Raw genomic sequence first — 21,981 nt, 5'->3', positions numbered from 1 at the left:
CGGACTGGAAATGACTGTGACGCGCTTTTGATCAACGTGCCGCGCGTCATTGCATGTCGATTGTAGTCGGTTGCGCTGCTTCTTTCAGCACGAGCGTTCTGAAGATCAATTTCATGCTAACAAAAGGACTCCGTAATATCGTCATCGGATATTGGAGTATCGATCTATTTGACGAGGTGCAGCCGTTTGGTGATGATCGTGCCATCCCTGCGATCGATGAGCCACGCTGCATTGACGCTTCCATTCAACGTCGATGTCCTGCGCGTGATATCCGTCGGCTCTTCGTCGGTGGGCGCTATGTGCTCGACGTCATCCACCAGATAGGGCGGCGCGAGCGTGCAGATGAGCACGACGGCGAATTCGCCGTTGCCGCGCTCGTGATCGAAGCTGGGCAACATCATGCGGCCCCGCACCGTCGTCTTGATGCCGCCTTCCGGCTGCAACTGGATGACGTCGAAAGTCTGGACGAAACCCTTCGCCTTCGCCTCGGGCGCTACGACGAGCTTGCGGCCGCTTTGCCCTATCACCGTCTGCTTGAGCAGAATGGCGTCCGGATGATCCGGCGCCGCCAGCGACACGTTCACCGTGAGCACCTTTTTCTTCGCCAGATAGCGCACGCCGTATGAAACCGGAATCACGAACGTGAATGTACGCGCCGCTTCCGCGCGCGTCTGACTTGCGCCCGCGGCAGCGGACGCGCCTTGCTGGGATTTATGGAACGGATGCGAGAGAAACGCCCGCACGCGGCTCGTGATCGACGACGGCTGTCCCGGCGCCGGATGACCCGCGAGCGCATCGCGGACGTGCTCGGGATCGTCGCCGGTGAAGTCGGGCGCAAGCACATTGGCGGTCGGCAGATTTTGCGCCGATGCACGGCTCGCGCTCTCGACGGCACTGGCCGCATGGCCGCCGGACGGCGCGGCGGCCCAGGCGGACACCGTGCCGCACGACAACGCAAAGGTCACGCAAAGAACGGCGCCATGCCCACGTTTCATTAAGAACACCTGCCACTCCTCGCGCATCAAGCGGGTCATGATGAAGCGGCTATCTTAAAACGAAGCGGAACAATCGGCATCTTGCATGCGTAATGATGAATTCAATCCATGCGCGCGTATTCGTCTATTGCCGCGAGCGAGCCGTTCTGCAGTTTCGTCGCGGCGCGCACGAGCGCTTCGCGAAGAGCTGGATTGCGTGCGAGCGATGCAGGGAACACGTCGCTCACGGCAAGCAGCGCATCGACGAGGCTGTCCGGCGTGCCGGCATTATCTGCTGCGTTCGTGAGACGTTCCGCAAGCGGATCGCTGATCGCGTAGCGCGAGCCGTCGTCAGCGCGGCCGCGCAGGAACGTGAACCATGCCGCGACCGCCAGCGCGAGCCGCTCGATCGGCTGACCCGCATCGAGCCGTGCCTGAATGGTCGACAAAATGCGCGGTGGCATCTTCTGGCTGCCGTCCATCGCGATCTGCGCACAGCGGTGTTTCAACGCGGGATTCGCATAGCGAGCGAGCAGGGCGTCGCGATAGGTGCCGAGATCGAACGATGGCGGAACGTCGAGCGTCGGTGCGATTTCGCGCGTCATCATCGCGTGGATGAGCGAGGCGAGCGGCGCGTGGCCGACCGCGTCGCTGATGGTTTCGAATCCCGCGAGCATCGAGAGATAAGCGAGCGTCGAGTGCGTTGCGTTCAGCATGCGCAGCTTGGCGATTTCGAAAGGCGCGACATCGTCGACGAGTTGCGCGCCGGCCGTCTCCCACGCCGGGCGTCCGGCAGGAAAGCGATCTTCGATGACCCATTGACGGAACGGCTCGCACGGCACGGGCGCTTCGTCGCGTACGCCGAGCGCGGCTTGTGCGGCTGCGCGGTCGGCGTCCGTGGTGGCGGGAACGATGCGGTCCACCATCGTCGACGGAAATGCGACGTGCGTTTCAATCCACATGGCGAGCGCCGGGTCGAGGCGGCGCGCGAACGAGCAGACGGCTTGCCGCAATGCTTCGCCGTTATGCGAGAGGTTGTCGCAGGAGAGAACGGTGAACGGCGGGGTGCCCGCATCGCGGCGCGCCTTGAACGCGGCGCAGAGAATGCCGGGCACCGTCGAAGGCTCGTCCGGATGCGCGAGATCGTGCGCGACGCCCGAATGAGTGAAATCGGCGTCGCCCGTCTGCGGATCGCGGCAGTAGCCCTTTTCGGTGACGGTCAGCGACACGATGCGCACGCGCTCATCGGCGAAGCGTTCGAAGAGACGCGCGCGGCCGAAGGGCATCGCCAGCACTTCGCGCAATGCGCGAACGACCGTCACGCGCACGCCGTCCGGCCCGCGTTCGACGACGCTGTATAGCCCGTCCTGCGTCATCAATGCATCGCGCTTGCTCACGTCCCCTTGCAGCGTGACGCCGCAGATGCCCCAGTCGCCCGGTTGCGCGAGCATCGCTTCCTCCGTGTAGAGGGCTTCGTGCGCGCGATGAAAGTTGCCGATGCCCAGATGCACGATGCCGATGGCCGGCACGCGCCACTCGGATGACAGGCAGTGCGCTTCAAGCGCGCTCAGCGAAGAACGGGAAAGCATTGATTTCTCAGTCATTTTCGATGGCATTTTGCATTAAGAATGGGGAAAACCCGTAATTGACGATGTGACATACTGGTATGGTAGTATCCGCCACATCGAATGCCCATTCAAGGAAATCCCTATGAAAATCATCCGCGCCGACGTGATCGTGACGTGCCCCGGCCGCAACTTCGTCACGTTGAAAGTGGAGACGGACGAGGGCATTTACGGCATTGGCGATGCGACGCTCAATGGCCGCGAGCTCGCCGTCGCGTCGTACCTGAAAGATCACGTGTGTCCGCTTCTGATCGGGCGCGATGCCAGCCGCATCGAGGACACGTGGCAGTTCCTGTACAAGGGCGCGTACTGGCGGCGCGGCCCCGTGACGATGACCGCGATCGCTGCCGTCGACATGGCGCTCTGGGACATCCTGGGCAAGGCGGCCAACATGCCGCTCTACAAGCTTCTCGGCGGCGCGTCCCGCGAAGGCGTGATGGTCTATGGACACGCAACGGGCCGCGATATTCCCGAAGCGCTCGATCGCTATGCGGAGCATATCGAAGAGGGCTACAAGGCGATCCGCATCCAGTGCGGCGTGCCGAACATGCGTTCGGTGTATGGCGTATCGAAGGGCGACGGCATGTACGAGCCCGCGACCAAGGGCTCGGTGGAAGAGCAAAGCTGGTCTTCCGAAAAGTACCTGGATTTCGTGCCTAAACTCTTCGAAGCCGTGCGCGACAAGTTCGGCTTCGACACGCATCTGCTGCACGACGTGCATCACCGTCTCACGCCGATCGAAGCCGCGCGGCTCGGCAAATCGGTCGAGCCGTATCGCCTGTTCTGGATGGAAGATCCGACGCCCGCCGAAAATCAGGCCGGTTTCCGCCTGATCCGCGAGCACACCGTCACGCCGATCGCGGTGGGCGAAGTGTTCAACAGCATCTGGGACTGCAAGCAACTGATCGAAGAGCAGTTGATCGACTACATCCGCGCAACGCTCACACATGCGGGCGGCATCACGCATCTGAAGCGCATCGCGGATTTCGCTTCGCTCTATCAGGTGCGCACCGGCTGTCATGGCCCTTCCGATCTGTCGCCGGTCTGCATGGGCGCGGCGCTGCATTTCGACCTTTGGGTGCCGAACTTCGGCGTGCAGGAGTACATGGGCTTCCCGGAGGAAGCGCTCGAGGTGTTTCCGCATGCGTGGTCGTTCGATCGCGGAATGATGCATCCGGGCGATGCGCCGGGGCACGGCGTGGATATCGACGAGAAGCTTGCCGCGAAGTACGCGTACGACCCGGCCTATCTGCCGGTGGCGCGCCTCGAAGACGGCACGCTCTGGAACTGGTGATCGCGCAACTGCGCAAGTGCGTAACTGCATTAAGCATCCAAAAGACGAGATACCGGAGAGAGACATGGCAGACAGGGAAACCAGCGCGATGCTGCGCCGTGTGGCGGCGGCATCGACCATCGGCACGGCAGCGGAGTATTACGACTTCTTCGTCTACGGCACGGCGGCGGTGCTCGTGTTCGGCGCGAAGTTCTTTCCGAGTCACGATCCGCTGATCGGCACGCTCGCCGCGTTCGCCACCTATGCGGTCGGCTTCGTGGCGCGGCCCATCGGCGGGATCGTGTTCGGGCATTTCGGCGACAAGATCGGCCGCAAGAAGGCGCTCATCGTCACGATCCTGATCGTGGGACTCGGCACGTTCGCCATCGGTCTGTTGCCGGATTATTCGCAGATCGGTTTCTGGGCGCCGGCGGCGCTCGTGCTGATCCGCGTCCTTCAGGGCTTCGGCGTGGGCGGCGAGCAGGCGGGCGCCGTGCTGCTCACCGCCGAATACGCGCCGCCGCGCGAACGCGGCTTCTTCGCGAGTCTGGTTCAGCTCGGCGCGCCTGCGGGCTTTCTGATTCCATCGGGCATTTTCGCCGTGCTCACCGCCGCGCTCACGCACGAGCAGCTGATGGACTGGGGCTGGCGTCTGCCATTTCTCGGCAGCATCGTGCTGGTCGCGGTCGGGCTGTATATCCGGCTGCGCACGGAAGAATCGCCCGTGTTCGCGGCGATCCGCGCGACCAAGGCGGTCGAGTCGCGGCCCGTCGTGGAAGTCGTGAAGCAACACGGCGCGACGATCGTGAAGGGCGTCGGCGCAAAGCTGATCGAAGCCTGCACGTTCGCGATGTACACGATGATCGTGCTCGCCTACGGCCGCGCACATGGCATCGCGGATGCGCTTCTGCTCCAGAGCATCATCGTCGCGGTGGTGCTTGAACTGATCGCGATTCCGCTCGCGGGCGCGCTGTCGGATCGCATCGGCCGGCGCACGACGTTCATCGCGGGCGCGGTGTTGCACGTGCTGCTCGTGGTGCCGCTCTTTCATGCGATCGACAGCGGCAGTCGTCTCGCGATTCAAACCGTGATGATTCTCGCGATCACGGTCGGCCACAGTCTCTGTTATGCGCCGCAGGCGTCGCTCTTCCCCGAGCTGTTTCCGGCGCGCGTGCGCTGCAGCGGCATCGCGCTGATCTGGCAGATCGGCTCGCTCATCGGCAGCGGCGTGCTCGGCCTCGTCGCGGTGAAGCTGATCCAGGCGACGGGCGGCAGTTCGATCGGGCTCATCGCCTATGTGGCCGTGCTCGGCATCGTCTCGACGATTTCGCTCCTGCTTCTGCCCGAGACCGCGCCGGTGCGGATCGGCGGCGATCTGCATGACTGGGGCGCACCGCAACACGACACTGCGGCCGTCGAATCGCAGGCCGCTGAGCGCATTCAAAACGCGTAATACAAAACGCAATCTGCACAACCCGATCCGCACAACCCATCCGCAACCCAGGACACCGATCATGCTCGCAGCCGTTCTTCACGAACCGAAAAAGCTCGTCATCGACGAGATCGACACACCCGAGGCGCAACCCGGGCAGGTGCAGATCCGCGTGCGCGCGGGCGGCATCTGCGGGTCGGATCTCTCGTATTACTTCAAGGGCAAGAGCGGCGACTTCGCGGTGCGCGAGCCGTTCGTGCTCGGTCATGAAGTGGCGGGCGAAATCGCCGCGTTGGGCGAGGGCGTGACCGGGCTCGCCGTCGGCCAGCGCGTCGCGGTCAACCCGGGGCTGAACTGCGGCACGTGCCGCTTCTGCGTGAAGGGCATGGCGAATCACTGCCTGAACATGCGCTTCATGGGCAGCGCGTCGACGTTTCCGCACATGCAGGGCATGTTCCGGCAATACATCACCGCGGCCGAGCGCCAATGCGTGCCGGTGCCGGATACGCTCGATTTCGCGCAGGCGTCGATGGCCGAGCCGCTCGCCGTCGCGCTGCACGCGCTGAAGCTCGCGGGCTCGCTCGTCGGCGCGAAGATGCTGCTCGTCGGCTGCGGGCCGATTGGCTGCATCGTGCTCGCGGCGGCGCGGCGTGCGGGCGCGCATCGCATCGTCGCGCTCGATCTCGCGGAAAAGGCGCTGGCAATGGCCGCGTCGCTCGGAGCGGATGAAACCGTGCTCGCGAACGATCAGACGCGCATCGACGCGTGGTCGCGCGAGCGCGGCACGTTCGATGTGGTGATCGAGGCATCGGGCAGCCCGGCCGGTCTCGATACAGCGCTGCGTTCGGTGCGCGCCGGCGGCACGGTGATCCAGCTCGGCAATCTGCCCGCGGGTCAGTCGCCCGTCGCGGCCAATCTCGTGATGGCGAAGGAGTTGCGCTATCAGGGCTCGTTCCGCTTCACCGACGAATACGCAACGGCCGCCGATGAAATCGCGTCGCAGCGCATCGATCTGCGTCCTTTGATGACGCACGCCTTTCCGCTGGCGGAAGCGAATCGCGCATTCGAAGTCGCGCTGGACCGAAATCAGTCGATGAAAGTGCATCTGCAATTCGACTGACGCGCGCTGCTCGAAGCCGGCATTCAAAATTCATCATTCATAAAACCGCCCAGGGCTACGGTCAGAAGAGGCGGTGCATCGGAGACTCACCATGATCAAAAGTCAGCGATGGTTCGTCGTCGGCCTGCTGTTTCTCGCGGGCGTCGTCAACTATCTCGACCGTGCGGCGCTCTCGATCGCCGCGCCGCTCATTCAGAAAGACCTGCATTTCACGCATGCGCAGATGGGCATCGTGTTCAGCAGCTTTTTCATCGGGTATGCATTATTCAATTTTGTCGGCGGCGTGCTGTCGGACAAGATTGGCGCGAAGAAGGTGTTCGGCGGCGCAATGGGCATCTGGTCGCTCTTTTGCGGCGCGACCGCCCTGGCGAGCAGCCTCGTTTCGCTGATCGTGCTGCGCGTGCTCTTCGGCATGGGCGAAGGGCCGTTCAGCTCGTCGAACAGCAAGATGGTGAACAACTGGTTTCCGCGCCGTGAAGTGGCGAGCGCCATTGGCGTCATCAGTTCGGGCACGCCGCTCGGCGGTGCGCTGGCCGGTCCGGTCGTCGGCTATATGGCGATCACGTTCGGCTGGCGCTGGGCGTTCGTCATCATCATGATGATCGGCTTTGCGTGGCTCGTGCTGTGGGCGCTGACGACGACCGAGCATCCGCAGCAGAACAAGCGCGTGAAGCAGTCCGAGCTCGATCTGATCGTCGCGGGACAGCAGGATGCGCCGTCGATGGACCATGGCGCGCACGGCAAAAAGGCGAATCTCGGCTTCTATCTGCGTCAGCCGATCATACTCGCCACGGCGTTCGCGTTCTTCTCATACAACTACGTGCTGTTCTTCTTTCTTTCGTGGTTCCCGACGTATCTCACCGAAGCGCATCACATGTCATTGCGCGACATGAGCTTCGCGACGGTCATACCGTGGCTGCTCGGCAGCATCGGGCTCGCGGCGGGCGGCTTCATCACCGATGCGATCCTGCGCATCACCGGCAAGCCGCTGATGTCGCGCCGCATCGTGTTGACGGTGTGTCTCGGCATGGCCGCGCTGTGCGTCGCCTTTGCGGGCCGCGTGGAGAGCACGCAGGGCGCGGTGGCGTTGATGTCGGTCACGATCTTCTTCCTCTACGTGACGGGCTCGGTGTATTGGGCCGTGATTCAGGACACGGTGCGGCGCGAGAACGTCGGTGGCGTCGGCGGCTTCGTGCATCTGCTCGCGAATCTGGCGGGCGTGATCGGGCCGGCGGTGACGGGCTTCATCGTCGAGGCGACGCACGGTGCTTATGGCAGCGCATTCGTATTGGCCGGCGTGATCGCGGTGCTCGGCGCACTGTGTTCGTTGATGTTCATCCGCGAACCGAAAACGCGCGCCAAGCGTGAAAGCGCGGCAAGAGCTGCGTGATAGTATCGAGACGCGGCGCGCCTTCATGCGCCGCGCTCATCAACAAGGTTTCGATCATGCAAGACGGTATCGTGTCGAATGGCTCAACAATGCGGCGTGCGCGCGTGCGCAGGCCGCTCGCGTCGCAGAAGATCGAGTTGCCCGATCTGACTTCGATGATTTCGCACGAGTCGCACGAGCCTATCGGCAAGCAGATTTTTCGGGCGTTGCGTCAGGCCATTTTTGCGGGGCAGCTCGTGCCCGGCACGCCGCTCTCGGAAAAGGAAGTATCGGAGATGTTCCAGGTTTCGCGGCAACCGGTGCGCGAGACCTTCATCAAGCTCGTCGAAGCGGGCGTGCTGCAAGTGCTGCCGCAGCGCGGCACCTTCGTGAAGAAGATTTCGCCGCGACAGGTGCGCGAAGGACGCTTCATTCGCGAGGCGATCGAAACGGCCGTCGCGCGCAAGGCGGCCGTCGCCATCACCGATTCACAACTCGACGATCTCGCCGCGAACCTGCGCGAGCAGAAGACCGCATCGAAAGTGAACGACACCAGCGCGTTTCTCACGCTCGATGAACAATTCCACATGCGGATCGCGCAATCGATCGACTGCGTCGCCGCGTGGGACACGATTCAGGACATCAAGGCGCAGATGGATCGCGTGCGCTATCTGAGCTTGCCGGACGTGTCGCCGCTCGATCTCCTGATCAAGCAGCATGCGCGCATCGTGAGCGCGCTGAAGGCGCATGATCCCGATGGTGCGGAAGAAGCGATGCGCGCGCATCTTCGTGAGATTCTCGTGTCGCTGCATCCGATTGCAGCGCGTAATCCGGACTGGTTCGAGCCGGATGAGCCGGAGCGGGTGGCGTTGGGTTCATGAAAAAAAAGAGCGGCGCGTGCCGCTCTTTTTCGTTCGATGAGGAGGATCGTCACGTCTTCGCCGTCACCGCACGTGCATCGTCGTTCCGCGTCTTGCGGCTCAAAAGAAGCGTGATGACCGCGGACATCGCGAGCGTCGCGCCGACCACATACAAGCCCGCCGAATAACTGCCCGTGCTGTTCTTGAGCCAGCCGATCGCAAACGGTCCGACGAAGCCGCCGAGATTGCCGATCGAGTTGATCATCGCGATACCCGCCGCCGCGCCGGCACCCGAGAGAAACATGCTCGGCATCGCCCAGAGCGGCGCCTTTGCCGCGCTGATGCCCACGTTCACGACGATGAGCGCGAGGATCACGAAGAGCGCCGTGCTCGCCTGACCCGCGAAGATGAAGCCGATGCAGGCAAGCGCGCAAGGAATCACGACGTGCCACGTGCGTTCCTGCGTACGGTCCGAATGCTTCGCCCAGAGGATCATCGCGACGACGGCGACCACGCTCGGAATGCCGGTGATGAGACCCGTCTCCAGCGCTGTGAAGCCGAACTGTCGAATGATGAGCGGCGCCCATAATCCGAGCGTATAGAGACCCGCCGACGTGCCGAAGTAGATCAATGCGAGCGCGAGCACACGCGGATCGCGCAGCGCGTTCCATGCGCCCGCGGTGTGGCCTGCGTGGGACTGCTTTGCATCGGCTTCGCTCTTCAGCTTCGCGATGAGCCATTCGCGTTCATCGCTCGCGAGCCAGTGCGCTTTGGCGGGTGTATCGGTGAGGAACTTGAGCACGACGAAGCCAAGCACGATCGCGGGCAGCGCTTCGATGATGTAGAGAATCTGCCAGTCGGCGAGACCGAACATCGGCGGCAACTGCATGATCGCGCCGGAGAGCGGCGAGCCGATCGCGGTCGAGATCGGCGCGGCGGCCATGAACCATGCGGCCGCGACCGCGCGTTGCTTCGCGGGAAACCACAGGCTTAGATACAGGATGACGCCAGGGAAGAAACCCGCTTCGGCGACACCCAGCAGAAAGCGCAGCGCATAGAAGCTCGTCGGCCCCGTGACGAACGCGGAAGCCACCGACACGATGCCCCACGTCACCATCACACGCGCGATCCAGATACGCGCGCCCACTTTGTGCAGGATCAGGTTCGACGGCACTTCGAACAGAAAGTAGCCGATGAAGAACAAGCCGCCGCCGAGACCGAACGCGGTGGGCGAGAGGCCGATGGCCTTGTTCATCGTCATCGCGGCGAAGCCCACGTTGACGCGGTCGAGAAAGCTGATGAAGTAGAGCAGCATCACGAACGGAATGATGCGCCATGCGAGCTTGCGCGAGACGCGCGCTTCGACATTGGATTCGATGCTGGATTGCATGTGTCTCCTCCTGGGAGGCAGAGCGTTGCGCTCTCGATGAAGGACGCGCAAGCGTCCCCGCTGCCCGCGATGTGCATTGCATCGCGGGTCAGTTGCGTTGATTGCCTGGATGAAACTCGATGGGGCTTTAAGCCGCGGCGGCTTCCACGCGTTCGACTAGCGCGCACACGGCGGCCGTCACTTGCACGGTGGTCGCTTTGCCGCCGAGATCGCCGGTATGGAGCGCGGGATCGGCGGTGACGGCTTCGACCGCGGCCATCACGCGCTTGGCGGCTTCGAATTCGCCGAGATGCTCGAGCAGCATCACGACGGACCAGAACGTGCCGATCGGATTCGCAAGCCCCTTGCCCATGATGTCGAATGCGGAACCGTGGATCGGTTCGAACATCGACGGATAGCGGCGCTCGGGATCGATGTTGCCCGTCGGCGCAATGCCGAGACTGCCCGCGAGCGCGGCGGCCAGATCGCTGAGGATATCGGCGTGCAGGTTCGTCGCGACGATGGTGTCGAGCGTGGCGGGACGGTTGACCATGCGCGCGGTGGCGGCATCGACGAGTTCCTTGTCCCACTTCACGTCCGGGAATTCCTTCGAGATCGCCAGCGCGACTTCGTCCCACATGACCATCGCGTGACGCTGCGCGTTGCTCTTCGTGATGACGGTCAGCAGCTTGCGCGGACGAGACTGCGCGAGTTTGAATGCAAAACGCATAATGCGTTCGACACCGGCGCGCGTCATCATCGACACATCGGTCGCGGCCTCGATCGGATGACCCTGATGCACGCGGCCGCCGACGCCCGAATATTCGCCTTCCGAGTTTTCGCGCACGATCACCCAGTTCATGTCTTCGGGCTTGCAGCGCTTGAGCGGCGCGTCGATGCCCGGCAGGATGCGCGTCGGGCGCACGTTGGCGTACTGGTCGAAGCCCTGGCAGATTTTCAGGCGCAGGCCCCACAGCGTGATGTGATCGGGAACGTCCGGGTCGCCCGCGGAGCCGAAGAGAATCGCATCCTTGTCGCGGATCGCGTCGAGACCATCGGCGGGCATCATCACGCCGTGCTGGCGGTAGTAGTCCGCGCCCCAATCGAAATTCTCGAATTGGAATTCAAAATTTTGCGTGCTGCGTGCAATCGCTTCGAGGACTTGTTGGCCTGCGGGCACGACTTCCTTGCCGATGCCGTCGCCAGGGATGGTTGCGATGCGATATGTCTTCATGTGTCGTCTCCGTGTTCCACTTGTATCGGGGGTGCTTCGATGTGGGTCCACTGTACACAACCGTCGGCGCTGTAACCGGCACTGAACTCAAAGCATCTTTAACTTTGATTCACAGGTGCGCGCGCATGGTGAATTCGGTCGAGCCGAAGAATTCGGGTTCTTTCGACACGCGGGCGACGTTCCGGCGCATCATTCCCCCCAAACTACAGCGCTATACTGACGATCCTTTCACCGCTTCCCGACTCGCGGAACCCTCCCGCGGCGCAAGTCCATAAATTGGCTGAACACGATCTCGAAAAACTCAAAATCGACCGGGGACCGTCCGCCGCCATGCCGCGGCGCCGGCGCAACTGGCTTCGTTACGCGATCATCGTCGCGATCCTGCTCGCGCTCATCGCCGTCGCGCTTCGCATGACCGGCCCGCAAGCCGTCGAAACGGCGACCGTCACCTCGGTTTATCCGTCGCAGAGCTATACGCTCCTGAACGCCACCGGCTATGTCGTGCCGCAGCGCAAGGCGGCGGTGGCGTCGAAGGGACAGGGGCGCGTCGAATGGCTCGGCGTGCTCGAAGGCTCGGTGGTGAAGGAAGGGCAGATCATCGCGCGGCTCGAAAGCGCCGACGTCGCCGCATCGCTCGCGCAGACGCAAGCGCAGGTGAAGGTCGCGCGGGCCAATCTCGAACTTCAGCGCGCCGAGTTGAAGAACGCGGACGTCGATCTCAAGCGCTTTAAAATCCTCGCTCCGCAAGGCGCGATTCCCGTGACGCAATACGACGCGGCGCTCGCCCGCTACGACAAGGCCAAAGCCTCCGTCAACAGCGACGAAGCCGCGATCGTCGCAGCGCTCGCCAACGCGCAGGCCGCGCAAGTGGCCGTCGATCAGACCGTGATCCGCGCGCCGTTCGACGGCGTCGTGCTGGTCAAGCACGCGAACGTGGGCGACAACATCACGCCGTTTTCATCGGCATCGGACAGCAAGGGCGCGGTCGTTACGATGGCCGACATGAAGACGCTCGAAGTCGAAGCCGATGTCGCCGAGTCGAACATTTCGCGCATCGCCGTGGAGCAGCCGTGTGAAATTCAACTCGATGCGCTGCCCGACGTGCGCTTCGCGGGCCGCGTATCGCGCATCGTGCCGACGGTCGATCGCTCGAAAGCCACCGTGCTCGTGAAAGTGCGCTTCGTCGATCGCGACGCGCGCGTGCTGCCCGACATGTCCGCGAAGGTCGCGTTCCTCTCGAAGCCCGTGCCGCCCGAGGAGAAGAAAGCGGTCGTAGCCGTACAGCCGTCGGCGGTCGTCACGCGCGATGGCAGGAAAGTGGTCTACGTCATCGATCACGACACGGCGCGCGAAGTGCCCGTGACGACGGGCGAGCGCATCGGCGATCTGCTCGCGGTGCAGGGCGTGAAGCCCGGCGATGTCGTTGCGCTGTCGCCGGGCGACAAGCTCAAGGACGGCGCCAAAGTCACTCTGGCGAAGAAATAGCGTGAGCACGCCACCTCTGGTTCAGATCAGCCACGTCGCGAAGTCGTATCGGCGCGGCGTGCAGACGGTGCCCGTGCTGACCGACATCACGCTGTCCATCGGCCGGGGCGATTTCGTCGCGCTGATGGGGCCGTCCGGTTCCGGAAAAAGCACGCTGCTCAACCTGATCGCGGGCATCGACCGGCCCGACAGCGGCGAGTTGCTCGTCGGCGGGCTGGATATCACGCGCCTGCCCGAAGCGGCGCTCGCGGACTGGCGCGCGGCGCACGTCGGCTTCATCTTCCAGTTCTATAACCTGATGCCCGTGCTGTCCGCGTTCGAAAATGTCGAACTCCCGCTGATGCTCACGCGCCTCACGCGCCACGAACGACGCGAACGTGTCGCGATGGTGCTCGACATGGTCAGCATGTCCGACCGCATGAGCCACTATCCGTCGGAGCTGTCGGGCGGGCAGCAGCAGCGCGTCGCGATTGCGCGGGCGCTCATTACGGACCCGACGCTGATCGTCGCCGATGAACCCACGGGCGATCTCGACCGCAACTCCGCCGCCGATGTCCTCGCCATGCTGCAACGCCTGAACGACAAGCTCGGCAAGACCATCATCATGGTGACGCACGACGCGCATGCGGCGGGCGCGGCGAAGTCGCTCGTGCATCTGGAAAAAGGCGAGCTGATCGATGGAACTCCGCGATAAGCCATCATGACCGTGCTCAAGCTGATCCTGCGCAACGCGCTGCGTCACAAGCTGCGCACCACATTGACGGTGCTCGGCCTCACCATCGCCGTGCTCGCCTACGGTCTGCTGCACACGGTCGTGGATGCGTGGTACGCGGGCGCGGCGGCGGCATCGAACGCGCGGCTCGTCACGCGCAATGCGATTTCGCTCGTGTTTCCGTTGCCGCTCGCCTACGAGAACCGCATACGCGGCGTCGACGGCGTGACGCTCGTCGCGCGCTCGAACTGGTTCGGCGGTGTCTATCGCGATCCGAAAAACTTCTTCGCGCAGTTCGCCGTGTCGGACAACTATCTCGATCTCTATCCCGAGTTCATCATTTCCGAACAGGCGCGTTCCGATTATCGACGCGATCGCAAAGGCTGCCTGATCGGGCGGCAGCTCGCCGACTTGTACGGCTTTAAAGTTGGCGACGTCATCCCGCTCAAGGGCACGATCTACCCCGGCACGTGGGACTTCGTCGTGCGCGGCATCATGGAAGGGCGCGATGAATCGACCATCACGCGGCAACTGATTTTTCACTACGATTACCTGAACGAGACGATCCGAAAAACGACGAAACGCAATGTCGATCAGGTCGGCGTGTATGTGGTCGGCATCAAGGACCCGGATGAGGCGGCCACCGTCTCGCGCAATATCGACAACGTCTTCAAGAACTCGCTCGCCGAAACGCTGACCGAGACGGAGCAGGCGTTTCAGCTCGGCTTCGTCGCAATGTCGAATCAGATCATCGCGGCGATACGCGTCGTGTCATATGTCGTTATCCTGATCATCATGGCTGTGATGGCGAATGCAATGGCGATGAGCGCGCGCGAGCGCATCACCGAATACGCGACCTTGAAGGCGCTCGGGTTCGGCCCGGCGTTTCTTTCGACGCTCGTATTCGGCGAATCGCTCGCGATCTGCGCGATCGGCGGCGGCATCGGCATTCTTGCGACGCCGCCGATGGCCGAGGTCTTCAAGCGTGCGACGGGCGGCGTGTTCCCGGTCTTCATGGTGTCGCACGAAACGATGCTTCTGCAGGCCGCATGCGCGCTCGTCGTCGCGCTCGCGGCGGCGATCGTGCCGGCGGTGCAGGCAAGCCGCGTGCGCATCGTCGAAGGCCTGCGGGCGATCGGCTGAGGACGCGCGATGGCCATTCCGGTTTCCTACGTCGCACGCAATCTCTGGGCGCGCCGTCTCACGACGATGCTCACCGCAGGTGGGCTCGCGCTCGTCGTGTTCGTGTTCGCGACAGTGCTGATGCTCGATGCGGGCCTGAAGAAAACGCTCGTCTCGACCGGCGAACGCGACAACGTCGTCGTGATCCGCAAGGGCGCGGAAACGGAGATTCAAAGCGCGATCGACCGCGGCCAGGCCAACGTGATGGAGATGCATCCATCGGTCGCGATGAACGGCGACGGCGAGCCGCTCGCGTCGAAGGAAACCGTCGTGCTGATTTCGCTCACCAAGCTTGGCACGAACACGCCCGCGAACGTCGTGATACGCGGCGTCTCGCCGATGGGCCTGCAACTGCGCCCGCAAGTGCAGCTCACGGCGGGCCGCATGTTCAGGCGCGGATCGTCGGAGATCATCGTCGGCAGCGGCATTGCGAAGGGATTCGGCGGTACACGCATCGGCGATCATCTGCGTTTCGCGCAACGGGACTGGACCGTGGTCGGCCATTTCGATGCGGGCGGCAGCGGCTTCGATTCCGAAATCTGGGGCGATGTCGACCAGTTGATGCAATCGTTCCGGCGCACCACGTTTTCTTCGATGGTCGTGCGCCTCGCGCGCAGCGACGCGTTAGAGCGCTTCCGCGCTGACATCGACGTGGACCCGCGTCTCACCGAAGAAGCGAAACGCGAGCAGGTTTTTTACGGCGATCAGTCGAAGGCGCTGTCGTCGTTCATCAATATTCTCGGCATCACGCTGTCGAGCATCTTCTCGATCGCGGCGATGATCGGCGCGATGATCACGATGTACGCGTCGGTGGCGAATCGCGTCGCGGAAATCGGAACTTTGCGGGCGCTCGGCTTCAAGCGCTTCGACGTGCTCGGCGCGTTCCTGCTCGAAGCGTTGCTGCTCGGGCTCGTCGGCGGCGTCGCGGGGCTTGGCTGCGCCGCGCTGATGCAGTTCGCTTCCTTTTCCACGACCAATTTTCAGACGTTCGCGGACTTGTCGTTCCGATTTATTCTGACGCCTTCGGTCATCGCGCAGACGCTCGGCTTTTCGCTCGTGATGGGGCTGGTCGGCGGTTTTCTGCCCGCGTTGCGGGCCTCGCGGATGAATATCGTCGACGCGCTGCGGGCCCGTTGAACGTCGCGACGATTCGATTTCCTGGAATGATCCGTTCCGAACTTTCAAATATTCCGAACTGGCGGACCGGCGTAGAGTTGGCCTGACTCCACCTCCATTCCGGAAGGAAACTCATCATGCCGCTCGTCAGAATCTCGCTCATCAAAGGCAAGCCGCGCGATCATGTCCGCGCCATCTCCAACAGCGTGCACGAGGCGCTCGTCGAAGCGTTCAAAGTGCCCGCCGACGATCGGTTCCAGTTGATCGAACAGCGCGACCGCGACGACTTCATCTACGATCCGGGTTATCTTGGCGTCGAACGCAGCGACGATCTCGTGTTCATCCACATCACCGCGAGCGACTGGCGCGATCTGCCGACCAAGAAGGCGTTCTATAAAACGCTGGTCGCGAAGCTCGTGGAATCGCCCGGCCTGCGGCTCGAGGACGTCATGATCGCGCTCGCGCCGAATCGGCGCGAAGACTGGTCGTTCGGTCGCGGCATCGCGCAGTATGTGGAGGACGCGGGCTGAACGAAACCGCAAAGGAGACAGAGCCACGATGAACCCGACGATCCTGAAAGGCGCGTGCCATTGCGGCGCGGTCACGTTCGAAGCCGATACGCCGATCGAACCCGCCAAGCGCTGTAACTGCAGTTTCTGCCGGCGGCGTGGCGCGGTGATGTCACCGCCGTTCACCAGAGACAAGCTGCGCATTCTTTCGGGCGAAGAGGACCTCGTGCTGTATCAGTTCAACACGCACATCGCGCAGCATTTTTTCTGCAAACATTGTGGAATCTATACGTTTCATCAGACGCGCTCGAATCCCCAGGAGTGGCGCGTGAACCTCGGCTGCATCGACGGCGTGAACGCGTATGCGCTCGCTTCGGACGTCGCCGATGGCGCAAGCAGTTCGGTGGTGACGGACGCATGACAGCGCGTCCGTGTGAATAAAAAGTGGAACGCGGGTCGCCGGGAACGCAGCATGCTATTACCCGGCACCCACAAGCCGTTCGCCTTCGATGTCCCGAAGCGCAACCGTTTGCCGACGAACGGCGTTCGATAACTACATTCACACGGAGCGTCGCCATGGCACGACCCCCTTCGAACGAACCCGACGCGGTACGCCGGCGTCTACTCGCGGCGCTCGCCGGCACGGCGATGTTGTCCGCGTGCGGCGGCGGCAGCGACGACAACTCAGGCACCGTCACGCCGACGAGCCCCATCGGCAATATCCCGCCCGATCGCGCGAACCTGCCGCGTCCCGCGTTGCCCGCGCCGGCGACGTCGGGCATCGATCACATCGTGCTGGTCACGATGGAAAACCGCTCTTTCGATCACCTGCTCGGCTGGGTGCCGGGCGCGGAGGGCGGGCAAACAGGCAGGCAGTTCACCGATGCTTTCGGCGAGACGCATCCGACCTTCGCGCTCTCCGCCAATGCCGCATACGGCTTTCAAGGCTGTCAGTTCGCCGACCCCGATCACGAATACGACGCGGGCCGCGCGCATCTCGCGAACGGCGCGATGAACGGTTTTCTGCTCACGCCCGACACGAACAAGACGCGCGGCGACCTCTTGCCGATCGGCTATTTCACGGGCAGCGATCTCGAGTTCTATCGGCAGGCGGTCGCGCAGTACACGGTCTGCGACTACTACATGAGCGGCATCCTCGCCGACACGTTTCCGAACCGCATCTATCTGCACAGTGGCGAGACGGATCGTCTGAGCGACACGATCGACACATCGTCGCTATCGACGATCTGGGACCGGCTCGACGCGAAGAACGTGTCGTCGAAGTACTACTTCCACGACGTGCCGTTCACGGCGCTGTACGGCACGCGTTATGTCGGCCGCTCGAAGGTCTTTGCCGATTTTCTTGCCGATGCGGCCGGCGGCAATCTGCCGTCGTTCTGCATGGTCGATCCGAGTTTCGCGGGCGAAGCGAACGGCACGTCCAACGACGATCATCCGCACGCGGACGTGCGCAACGGTCAGGCGCTGCTCGGGCAAATCTACGAAGCGCTGCGCGCGGGGCCGAACTGGAGCACGACGCTCATGATCGTCGTCTACGACGAGTGGGGCGGCTTCTTCGAGCATGTCGCGCCGCCGGTGAAGTCGCTTTCGGTTGCGGAACAGAAGCTCGGCAACGACGGACGTCTCGGTTTTCGCGTGCCCTGCATGCTGCTCGGTCCGCGCGTGCGGGCGAACAACGTGGCGCGCTATCCGTTCGATCCGAGCTCGATCCATCAACTGCTCGCATGGCGCTTCGGGCTCGATCCGCTGGGCGTGCGCGCAAGCGATCCAGGCACGTTCAACATGGCCTATGCGCTCGATCTGAGCGACGCGCCGCGCACCGATGCGCCCGCGCTCGCAGTGCCGCCAGGACCGTTCGGACTCGCATGCTCGAACACGTCGGTGATCGGGACGGGCATCGGCGCCATCGACAAGTCCCAGACCGCGAAAGCGGCGGAAGGCGCATCGCAAACGCCGACACCGGGCGGGCGCTTCGCCGATCTGCGCGCGAAGGCGTCGTTGCTTGGGTTTCCTTCCTGACGTCCTTCTCTCGCAATCCGAAACGAAGCGCTGCACGATGCGCATCGCGCGTCTTTACAAAGCCTCGCGATTCCAATATTGCTGACGGCAGGCTTTGGTGTCGCGGAGGGTGAGCCATGAGAACGCTGATGAACGCACGGCGGCGGCGCACGAAGAAGCGCTTCTGCCTCGCGATGCTTGCCGTCGTGCCGATGCTCGGCGCGAGCAACGCATCGGCGACGGAAGGCGCGCTCGGGCGGCCCGTCGCGGGAACGAGCGTGCTGTCGGGCGTGGGCATCGTGCCGACCGAGCCGGTATGGATCGCGAACCTGGAGACCGTTTATCTCGATGGCACCATCAGCGGGAATCGTCAGGTGCCGATCGCGGGGCAGCGTTCGCTCGGCATCGACGGCGAACTGTCGCTCACGCTGGCAAGCATTCTGAAAGTGTGGGGCAGCTATGGCGGCTGGGCATTCGCTTCGGGCTTCACGCTGCCTTACATCTGGGAAAAGGTCACGGGGACGTTCGCAGTCGGCCAGATCAACAGAACGACGAGCGACCGCGCGTCGAATCTCTACGACATGCTCTTCACGCCGATCGAAGCGGGTTACCAGTTTTCGGAGAACGATCACATCGCGCTGTCCTTCAACATCTGGGCGCCGACGGGCAAATACGAGGTGACTTCGCTCGCGAATCCGAGCCTCAACAACTGGACCTTCGTGCCGCAGATCGCCTACACAAAGACCGTGCCGAAGTACGGCCTCGAATTCGATGCGGTGATGGGCTTCCAGTTCTACACGAAGAACACCGCGACGGATTATCAGAACGCGCCGTTGTTCACGCTCGACGTGATGGGCCTGAAGAAATTCGCGAACGGTGTCGGCGTGGGCATCGTGATGGGCACGGTGCAGCAACTCGGTCACGATAGCGGCCCGATCGCCGATCAGCTCGACGGCTTCGTCGGGCATGATTTCACGATCGGTCCGATCATCACGTATGAGACCAAGCTCGGCGGCAAGGCGCCGCTGGCCGCGAGTCTGCGCTGGGTGCCGTCGGTCGTGAGCACCAACCGGCTGAAGAGCACGAAGACCTTCATGGCGACGGCCACGCTCGTGTTCTGATCGCTCGGTTTTATTCCGGCCCGCCGATCACCCAAAGATAATAAGGATTGCTGCGATCGGCCTGCATCGCCGTGCCGATGTCGCGCGTCCACGCCTCGCGGTCGCCGCGATACGCGTCGAGGCCCGCGCGATAGAACGCGTGCAGCGTGCGGCGTTCGGCGGCGAGCGTGTCGACGAACGATGCGTCCGCGCCCGTCAGCGGCGGCTCGCTTTGCAGCGCGAGCAGGTGCGCGAGCGTCGCCGCAAAATCGCCGCGGCGCACCCACGGCGCATATTCGATGCGCGGATCGTCGTCGGTGACGGGCGGCGCGTCTTCCGCGTAATAGGCGAGCGCGCTGCGGTCCGCGACCCACGTCGCCGCGAACGCTTCCGGCGACGCAATGCCGACTTCGCGCAATGCGCGCGCGACTTCGGGATGCGCGAAGCGCTCGCGCAGACGCGGCACGTCGAGCGGCATCGGCTGCATGGAACCGACGAGCATCATCTCGTGGAATTCGGTCGTCCACAGCGCCGCGTGCGGAAACACGTGCAGGAAGCTCTGGATCAGCGAGCGCGTCTGATCCTCGTTCTGCGTCGCGAGCGGCAGCCATTGCGCGACGATGCCGCCATCGTTCAGACGCGCGGCCGCGAGGCGATAGAAGTCCGTCGAATACAGATTGACGACACCCGCGGCCGATGGCGGCGGCGGCTCAAGCGTGACGAGATCGTAACGCTCGTCGCGCGCGAGCAATTCGCGGCGGCCATCCACGAGGCGTATCTCGATGCGCGGATCGGCGCTCATGCCGAGGTTGCCGTCGAAACGCGACGACGCGCGCACGACCGCCGGCAACAGCTCCGCGACGACGCGCCTGTCGAGCGTCGGCCACGTGAGCAGCGCGCCGCCCGTGATGCCCGTGCCGAGGCCGATCACGAGCGCCGAGCGCGGCGTGCCCGTATGCACCATCAGCGGCGCGAGCGCTTGCAGGCGCATGTAGCGGCGTGAGGTCATCGCGTCGCCCGAGTTGGACACGCCTTGTATGTAGAGACGGCGAAAGCGCTGCGCGCCATCGCCCTGATCGAGCACGGCCACCGTGCCGCCCGCGCTTTCCTCGTAATACGCGAGCGCGCCGCCGTGCGCCTTCGCGAGCAGCGCGCCGAGGCGATCGGCGGGCGTGACGACCGCGACGATCGCCGACAGCGCCGCAATCGACGCACACGCGACGATGCCCCCACGCCGCACGGCGCTGCCGCTCAATGCCGCCGACAAGCCGATGAGTCCCGCCGCGACCGCGAGCACGCCGAGCGAGCGCACGAGCCCGAGCGACGGCACGAGCACGAAACCCGCGAACAGCGTGCCCGCGATGCCGCCCGCCGTGTTCATCGCGAGCACGCGGCCGACATCCGCGCCGATGCCCGACTTCGGCTCGCCGGCGCGGCCATTGGCCACCATGCGCAACGCGAAGGGGAAAGCGGCGCCGAGCAGCAGCGTCGGCAGGAGCACGATCGCGCAGGCGGCGACGGCGAAGCTCGCGCACATCGAGGCGAGCATGTTGCCGGTCGCGGCGAGCACGAGCGCCGCTGCATGGCGTTGCGCCCCGGAGAGCCAGCCGCCCGCGCCTGCGACGCCGCCGAGCGCGGCGAGTCCCGCCATGCCGATGAGCACGCCGAACGCGCTCCAGGGATCGCGCGCGCGGTCGGCGTAACGCGCGGCGATCGCGCTGCCGAGCGCAAGGCCTGCGAGATACGTCGCGAGCACGATCGAGAAGGCGAAGCTGCGCGTGCTGATGAATTGCGCGATCGCCTGCGACCATACGACTTCATAGCCGAGCGCGATGCCGCCCGCGACCGCATAGAGCGCAATCGCGATGCGTGCCTGCGCGGCATCGGGCGATGTTCGCGTGCGTGCCGTATCGGCGGCGATGGTCGTCGCAAGGCTCGGCCGCGCGCGACGCGCGATCGCGACCGCGCCCAACGCCGCGACGGCGTTCAACGCGCCGGCGGCCCACGCGCTGCCTTGCACGCCGAGCGACGGAATCAGCAGGAACGCGGGCAACAGCGCGCCGGTGATCGCGCCCGCGGTGTTCGCCGCGTAGAGCCGCCCGCCCGCGCCGCCGACGCCTTGCCGCGACGGCGCGAGCGCGCGCGTGAGCACGGGCACCGTGCCGCCCATCGCGATGGCGGGAAGGCCGACGAGCGCGAAAGGCAAGGCCCACGCGAGGGGCCCGGCGCTTGCCTGCAACGTGGCGAAGAGGGCGGCGCTGTGCGCGAGCGCATGCGTCGCGCCGATGCCAAGCACGAGCGCCGCGACTTCGAGCGCGGCACAAAGCAGAAAGGGCTGCGCGATGCGATCGGCGAACTTGCCGAAGCGCCATCCGCCGATGGCGAGTCCCGCGAAGAACGCGCTGATCGCGATGGTGACCGCCTGAACCTCGACGCCCACGACGAGCGTCAACTGCTTCACCCACAACACCTGATAGATGAGCGCGGCCGTCCCGGATGCGAACAGCAGCAGCGCGGGCCACGTGACACGCATGACCCGCGTCGTGCTGCCCGCACGGCTGGAAACCCGCTTGCGCTGCCCCGCGCTGAGATGGCTCATCGT

The 21,981-nt window shown here is 64.1% G+C and carries 18 protein-coding genes; 13 read left to right on the top strand and 5 right to left on the bottom strand.

Features of this window, described 5'->3' with window-relative positions; all coding sequences use genetic code 11:
* Window positions 1-164 precede the first annotated feature (164 nt).
* Both AWB74_RS05390 and AWB74_RS05385 read right to left on the bottom strand, forming a co-directional pair.
* A complete protein-coding gene (locus tag AWB74_RS05390; protein ID WP_235024486.1) occupies window positions 165-995 on the bottom strand; it encodes a hypothetical protein in 831 nt (276 codons plus the stop codon).
* Window positions 996-1,096: 101 nt separating this feature from the next.
* A complete protein-coding gene (locus tag AWB74_RS05385; RefSeq protein WP_087038849.1) occupies window positions 1,097-2,563 on the bottom strand; it encodes a mannitol dehydrogenase family protein in 1,467 nt (488 codons plus the stop codon).
* 121 nt (window positions 2,564-2,684) lie between these two features.
* On the opposite strand from AWB74_RS05385, the gene manD reads away from it, so the two are divergent.
* From manD to AWB74_RS05360, 5 genes are all read left to right on the top strand, one after another.
* On the top strand, window positions 2,685-3,893 hold the full coding sequence (gene manD, locus AWB74_RS05380) for a D-mannonate dehydratase ManD (RefSeq protein ID WP_061145743.1): 1,209 nt from the start codon (window positions 2,685-2,687) through the stop codon (window positions 3,891-3,893).
* A 64-nt stretch (window positions 3,894-3,957) separates the two neighbouring features.
* On the top strand, window positions 3,958-5,325 hold the full coding sequence (locus tag AWB74_RS05375) for an MFS transporter (RefSeq protein ID WP_061145742.1): 1,368 nt from the start codon (window positions 3,958-3,960) through the stop codon (window positions 5,323-5,325).
* A 61-nt stretch (window positions 5,326-5,386) separates the two neighbouring features.
* A complete protein-coding gene (locus tag AWB74_RS05370; RefSeq protein ID WP_061145741.1) occupies window positions 5,387-6,424 on the top strand; it encodes an L-idonate 5-dehydrogenase in 1,038 nt (345 codons plus the stop codon).
* Window positions 6,425-6,515: 91 nt separating this feature from the next.
* Complete coding sequence (locus AWB74_RS05365; protein WP_061145740.1) at window positions 6,516-7,814, top strand: MFS transporter; 1,299 nt, start codon at window positions 6,516-6,518, stop codon at window positions 7,812-7,814.
* A gap of 89 nt (window positions 7,815-7,903) precedes the next feature.
* Window positions 7,904-8,674 carry a GntR family transcriptional regulator gene (locus AWB74_RS05360; RefSeq protein ID WP_327361373.1) on the top strand — a complete coding sequence of 257 codons (771 nt, stop codon included), beginning with the start codon at window positions 7,904-7,906 and terminating at the stop codon, window positions 8,672-8,674.
* A 49-nt stretch (window positions 8,675-8,723) separates the two neighbouring features.
* Here AWB74_RS05360 and AWB74_RS05355 read toward each other — a convergent pair whose 3' ends face one another.
* Window positions 8,724-10,043, bottom strand: coding sequence for an MFS transporter (locus AWB74_RS05355; RefSeq protein WP_407642401.1), 1,320 nt, complete (start codon window positions 10,041-10,043; stop codon window positions 8,724-8,726).
* A gap of 127 nt (window positions 10,044-10,170) precedes the next feature.
* Window positions 10,171-11,256 carry a tartrate dehydrogenase gene (locus AWB74_RS05350; protein ID WP_061145739.1) on the bottom strand — a complete coding sequence of 362 codons (1,086 nt, stop codon included), beginning with the start codon at window positions 11,254-11,256 and terminating at the stop codon, window positions 10,171-10,173.
* A gap of 276 nt (window positions 11,257-11,532) precedes the next feature.
* On the opposite strand from AWB74_RS05350, the gene AWB74_RS05345 reads away from it, so the two are divergent.
* From AWB74_RS05345 to AWB74_RS05310, 8 genes are all read left to right on the top strand, one after another.
* Complete coding sequence (locus AWB74_RS05345; RefSeq protein ID WP_061145738.1) at window positions 11,533-12,741, top strand: efflux RND transporter periplasmic adaptor subunit; 1,209 nt, start codon at window positions 11,533-11,535, stop codon at window positions 12,739-12,741.
* A gap of 1 nt (window position 12,742) precedes the next feature.
* Window positions 12,743-13,435 carry an ABC transporter ATP-binding protein gene (locus AWB74_RS05340; RefSeq protein WP_061145737.1) on the top strand — a complete coding sequence of 231 codons (693 nt, stop codon included), beginning with the start codon at window positions 12,743-12,745 and terminating at the stop codon, window positions 13,433-13,435.
* 6 nt (window positions 13,436-13,441) lie between these two features.
* The gene (locus AWB74_RS05335; protein ID WP_061145736.1) at window positions 13,442-14,596 is read left to right on the top strand and encodes an ABC transporter permease; all 1,155 of its coding nucleotides are present in this window, start codon (window positions 13,442-13,444) and stop codon (window positions 14,594-14,596) included.
* Window positions 14,597-14,605: 9 nt separating this feature from the next.
* Complete coding sequence (locus AWB74_RS05330) at window positions 14,606-15,772, top strand: ABC transporter permease (protein WP_061145735.1); 1,167 nt, start codon at window positions 14,606-14,608, stop codon at window positions 15,770-15,772.
* A gap of 116 nt (window positions 15,773-15,888) precedes the next feature.
* The gene (locus AWB74_RS05325) at window positions 15,889-16,281 is read left to right on the top strand and encodes a tautomerase family protein (protein WP_061145734.1); all 393 of its coding nucleotides are present in this window, start codon (window positions 15,889-15,891) and stop codon (window positions 16,279-16,281) included.
* A gap of 28 nt (window positions 16,282-16,309) precedes the next feature.
* Window positions 16,310-16,681: a GFA family protein gene (locus AWB74_RS05320; RefSeq protein WP_061145733.1), complete on the top strand. Its 372-nt coding sequence runs from the start codon at window positions 16,310-16,312 to the stop codon at window positions 16,679-16,681.
* Between the two features lie 155 nt (window positions 16,682-16,836).
* Window positions 16,837-18,300, top strand: a complete 1,464-nt coding sequence (locus AWB74_RS05315) for an alkaline phosphatase family protein (protein WP_061145732.1) — start codon at window positions 16,837-16,839, stop codon at window positions 18,298-18,300.
* 116 nt (window positions 18,301-18,416) lie between these two features.
* Window positions 18,417-19,400, top strand: coding sequence for a SphA family protein (locus tag AWB74_RS05310; RefSeq protein ID WP_407642400.1), 984 nt, complete (start codon window positions 18,417-18,419; stop codon window positions 19,398-19,400).
* A 10-nt stretch (window positions 19,401-19,410) separates the two neighbouring features.
* Here the strand turns inward: AWB74_RS05310 and AWB74_RS05305 are convergent, their stop codons facing one another.
* A complete protein-coding gene (locus AWB74_RS05305; protein ID WP_061145731.1) occupies window positions 19,411-21,978 on the bottom strand; it encodes a fused MFS/spermidine synthase in 2,568 nt (855 codons plus the stop codon).
* Window positions 21,979-21,981: the final 3 nt, after the last annotated feature.

This window comes from Caballeronia arvi, assembly GCF_001544695.2.
Taxonomy (GTDB): domain Bacteria; phylum Pseudomonadota; class Gammaproteobacteria; order Burkholderiales; family Burkholderiaceae; genus Caballeronia; species Caballeronia arvi.
This window is presented reverse-complemented; position numbering and strand designations above follow the sequence as displayed.